This window comes from Virgibacillus siamensis (assembly GCF_039522605.1).
Classification (GTDB): domain Bacteria; phylum Bacillota; class Bacilli; order Bacillales; family Amphibacillaceae; genus Lentibacillus; species Lentibacillus siamensis.
Map to the genome: position 1 here is coordinate 1 of NZ_BAAADS010000002.1, position 4,199 is coordinate 4,199.

Consider the following 4,199-nt stretch of genomic DNA (forward strand, 5'->3'; position numbering starts at 1 on the left):
AACAAAAAATTGCTTCATACATGAAAATGAACTTGAGGGACGACGCCTAAGCCTTATTCATCAAACGGGCGCTTTTCGGGAAGATGAGAAGCCTCATTTCTATGCATTAAAGAGTGATGGACGGTCATCGGTTTTCAAATAATTGGCGTTTTAAGCAAGGTGGAAGGGGAGTACATTAAAGGTGGAATCAACGTACGAAAAAATAATTTCTTGGGTAGAAGATATTAAAGAGAGAAATCATAGCTCTGGAGCTGCACTTCTTATATTAAAAAACAATGAGATTGTATTAGAACATTACAGTGGTTATCAATCTAATACGATTAATGCAGTACCTATAAATGAAAATTCCCGATTCAATGTTGCTTCTGCCAGAAAAAGTTATTTAGGATTGTGTATGGCTTTTGCTATTTATGAAGGAAAAATACATAGTGTTGAAGATTATGCTAGTAAGTACTTTGAGGACATAGATCCTGAAATACTTGGGAAGACCACAATCAGGCATATGGTTACTCACACTCATGGACTTGATGAAAATCACCGAGGAGAAATTCTTAGAGAATTCAAATTTGGTGAAAGTTGGGCTTATAGAGGAATAAACATAAAGCTTATGACTCAGTTGATACAAAAGTTATATGGTGTTCCTTTTCCTGAATTATTATATGAAAGAGTATTTTCGCCAATGGGATTAGTACGAACTAAATGGGAAACAAAAGATAACGATGAGTTGGTAAGGGTGATCATTGATCCCAAAAATAATGGCGAAGACGCATCAGGTTCGAGTGATGATGGAATGGAGTCCAATCTTTTTGTATCAACTAGAGAATTTGCATCATGGGGCAGTCTTTTCTTAAATAAAGGAGTCTTTAATGGTAAACAAATTGTTCCAAAAGAGGTTATTGAAATAGCCATCAGAATACATACACCAAAAGATTTGGAAAAAGACTTACCTCGTAATGGAATGTTCTGGTTTGTTCAGGATATTCCTAGAGAAATGAGTGAATTAGGCAATCGAGTACCAAGTTGCTCCCATCAAATCCTTGGAGTGACTGGTCCTACATTGCTTGTAATACCAAAATACAATGTAGTGGTAGCAAAGATGTATAACAAAAGATATAACTACGGAAATGATAATTATCTCTACTATCTTAAAGAATTTAGCAATATTGTTGCTGATAATTTCAATAAGTAATCATTTGGTCTTCCGCAAAAGACCAGCTATAAAAAGTCAAGCATTATTTGAAAATAATTTTTCTGTAATTCTTTTATGCTTCACCAGAAAAATTTGCATGACAAATAAACCACCTACTTGGTGATTAAAAATTTAAGATATGACATTGTTTTTTGTCATTGAGCTCGAGGTTGATAGGGTTTCCCATCTCTCAAAATCGCAAAAATAATGTGTGTTAATTTCCTTGCGACAGCACCTACCGCAGTTCCATGGGCTTTACCTCGACTTCTTAACTTTTGATAATAAAGGGATAATGCAGGATCATTAAAACTAGCCACAAATGCTGCTTGCCAAATAGCGCGTCTCAGATAAGGGGAGCCGCGTTTTGAGATCTTGGTATGGGAACTGTTAAACTCGCCCGATTGGTTAACGGACGCATCTAAACCGGCAAACGCGACTAACTGTCCAGGGCGCTCAAAGCGATTAATGGATCCAATTTCACCTAATATGACAGCAGCTGTTACGTGACTCACTCCAGTAATGGTCGTTAAAAAATGCTCTTGTCGATTCGAGAGCTCCATCATGGTTTCCTCGATTTGTATTAATTGTTTTTCAAGTAACATGATTTGTTCCAATAAAAGTTGGATCTGCATCCTAAAAACATCTGAACCGATGGAAACTCCAAAGGTATGTTGTGCATTATCCTTTAATTGTTCTGCTTTACTGCGTGCCCTTGTTTTTCCATAACGTCCTTTACTAACAGTGTTGAGTAAGTCAGCAAGTTTATCGGTGTCAATGTTTAGTAGGTCCTCTGGTAATGTATAGTTTAAAAGAACTTCAGTGGAAGAAACACCGAAAACATCAGAAAAGATCTGTTCATATTCCGGGAACACCTGGTCTAATAAAGCGATGACTTTCCGTTTAACATCGGAGCTTTGGTCAACTAAAGTATAACGTAATCGCTCAAGATGCCGAAGTTGAAGTAAATCTTCTTCTATAAAAGGCGTTTCTTTCGGAGAGTCAATTCGAATTACCTGGGCAATGAGAAAGGCATCCTTCACATCTGTTTTTGTCTTACGAATATAAAATTTTCGTAAAGCATCGGACTGCATCGGGTTAAAAACGGTAACCTTAAACTTAAGTTTATGAAGAAAAGAAAAAACAGATAACCAATAATGACCAGTGGCTTCCATACCACAAATGCAATTTTCGGGTGTGGCTTGGTGCTGATTCAGGAATTTAAGGAGTTTATCACTGCCTGTTTTAGAGTTAGCGAAACGTACTGTTTTTCCAATAGAATTGCCCTTTTCGTTAATGAATCCAGCTTCGTGATGCCGTTTTCCAATATCAATGCCAAGATAAATCATTATAACACCCCAATACCCCAATGTAGAATTAATCAGAGTGGGAGGAAACCCTCTGTACTTTACAGATACCCAACCTCGTTCGATATACGACAACTAAGTGTCATCCAGCTTATTCGAATAGGTCTATAAAGAAAGAGGTGTCAGTCTTTTGCACGAAGACAATGCTTCAAGGGCGCAGAACGACATCCTCTCTCTGATTTAAATCCATTATACCGTGAATGATAGGTATATAGGATTAACACCAGAAAAAATCTGGTTAATAATAATATACGAGGGCGCTATTCCGTAGTAAGGATTAGCGCCTGTGTTGGAGTGTATCATAGCATAAAATAATTATATAGAAGTCTAAAAATAGAAGGTGTATAAGCGATTAGGGGGGAGAGAGTAAATGAAAACAGCATATTCCGTTACAAATCCTGAATACATAGAAACTGTTGTCAGTGACGGAAACAAAATATTTCCATTCCTTTTGGATTATAAGGACAATCTTAGAAAATATGGTGAAATTAATGAACCAAAAGGTATTGTGTTTCATGATTTTGAATCCGCAACATCGGTTTTTTCAGAAACACCTTTACCAGCATATACCTCACGTGATCTAATACATTTATGTCCTTCAACTGAAATATGGAAACAGATTTATTTAGGCGCTATTAATGAATCAAATAATGAAATGGCTAAATCATATTTTAACGAACTTCAGTTTGATTATTGCGGATGAATTGAGCCACTTATGCGGAGTTTTGAGCCAGCTAGTGCGGAGAAATGAGCCACCTTCTGCGGACTGGAGAGCCAATACCACGATAAACAGAATAACCTCTTGTATAATAAAAATTGCATGCAAACAAGCATGACAATATTATACAGGAGGTTTTTTTATGGTTAATTGCCGTAAGATTCTGGAGCTGTATATTGAAGGGGTCAGTCAAAGAACGATTAGTTCCAGCACTGGTCACTCCAGGAATACAGTCTCTGAGGTCGTTCAACGCGCCAAGAAACTTGGTGTAGAAAGTTTGAATGATACTATGACCAATCCATGGTTGGAGGCGTTTCTCTTCCCGGAGAAACAAGCCATTGAGAAAGGTTATTTCCCGATTGATTTGGAAAGGGTGCATAAGGAATTGCAGAAAAAGAATGTTACCTTGGCCTTATTACATCATGAGTACGCAACAGAAGCACGTGAGGGTGGAAAAATCCCTTACGCTTACAGAACTTTTTGTGAGAACTATGGGAAGTATGCGAAGAAATATAAATTAACGATGCCAATTCGGAGAAAACCGGGTGAAATCATGGAGGTGGATTGGGCTGGTTCAACGCTGCATATTATGGATCGTTCAACAGGCGAAACGATTCCAGCGTATGTATTTGTTGCGACATTGCCTTACAGTCAATTAAGTTACGTGGAAGCATTTTTAGATATGAAATCACCCAATTGGCTTATGGCTCATATCCATGCATTTGAATACTTTGGTGGAGTTCCTGAAACCTTGGTTCCGGATAATCTGAAAACAGGGGTTACAAAAACGCATCGAGTTGAACCTCTTCTCAATGAAGCTTATCGTGAACTGGCAGACTACTATCGTACAGTCATCGTTCCGAGCCGGGTCAGAAAACCCAAAGATAAGTCAAGTGTCGAAGGGGCTGTGGGCTATGTTTCACGGCAG

Annotated in this window: 4 protein-coding genes; 3 read left to right on the forward strand and 1 reads right to left on the reverse strand. The window is 37.9% G+C overall.

Translation table 11 applies throughout. The annotated features are described in order from the left end of the window. The first annotated feature begins 181 nt into the window (after positions 1-181). Positions 182-1,189, forward strand: a complete 1,008-nt coding sequence (locus ABD010_RS02975; RefSeq protein WP_343810182.1) for a serine hydrolase domain-containing protein — start codon at positions 182-184, stop codon at positions 1,187-1,189. Between the two features lie 155 nt (positions 1,190-1,344). Here the strand turns inward: ABD010_RS02975 and ABD010_RS02980 are convergent, their stop codons facing one another. Next, positions 1,345-2,535, reverse strand: coding sequence for an IS110 family RNA-guided transposase (locus ABD010_RS02980; RefSeq protein WP_343810183.1), 1,191 nt, complete (start codon positions 2,533-2,535; stop codon positions 1,345-1,347). A 388-nt stretch (positions 2,536-2,923) separates the two neighbouring features. Between ABD010_RS02980 and ABD010_RS02985 the strand changes: the two genes are divergently transcribed. Then, positions 2,924-3,256, forward strand: coding sequence for a hypothetical protein (locus ABD010_RS02985; RefSeq protein ID WP_343810184.1), 333 nt, complete (start codon positions 2,924-2,926; stop codon positions 3,254-3,256). A gap of 157 nt (positions 3,257-3,413) precedes the next feature. Beyond that, positions 3,414-4,199 (forward strand): IS21 family transposase (gene istA / locus ABD010_RS02990; RefSeq protein ID WP_343810185.1); only part of this gene is annotated, 786 nt, incomplete at its 3' end.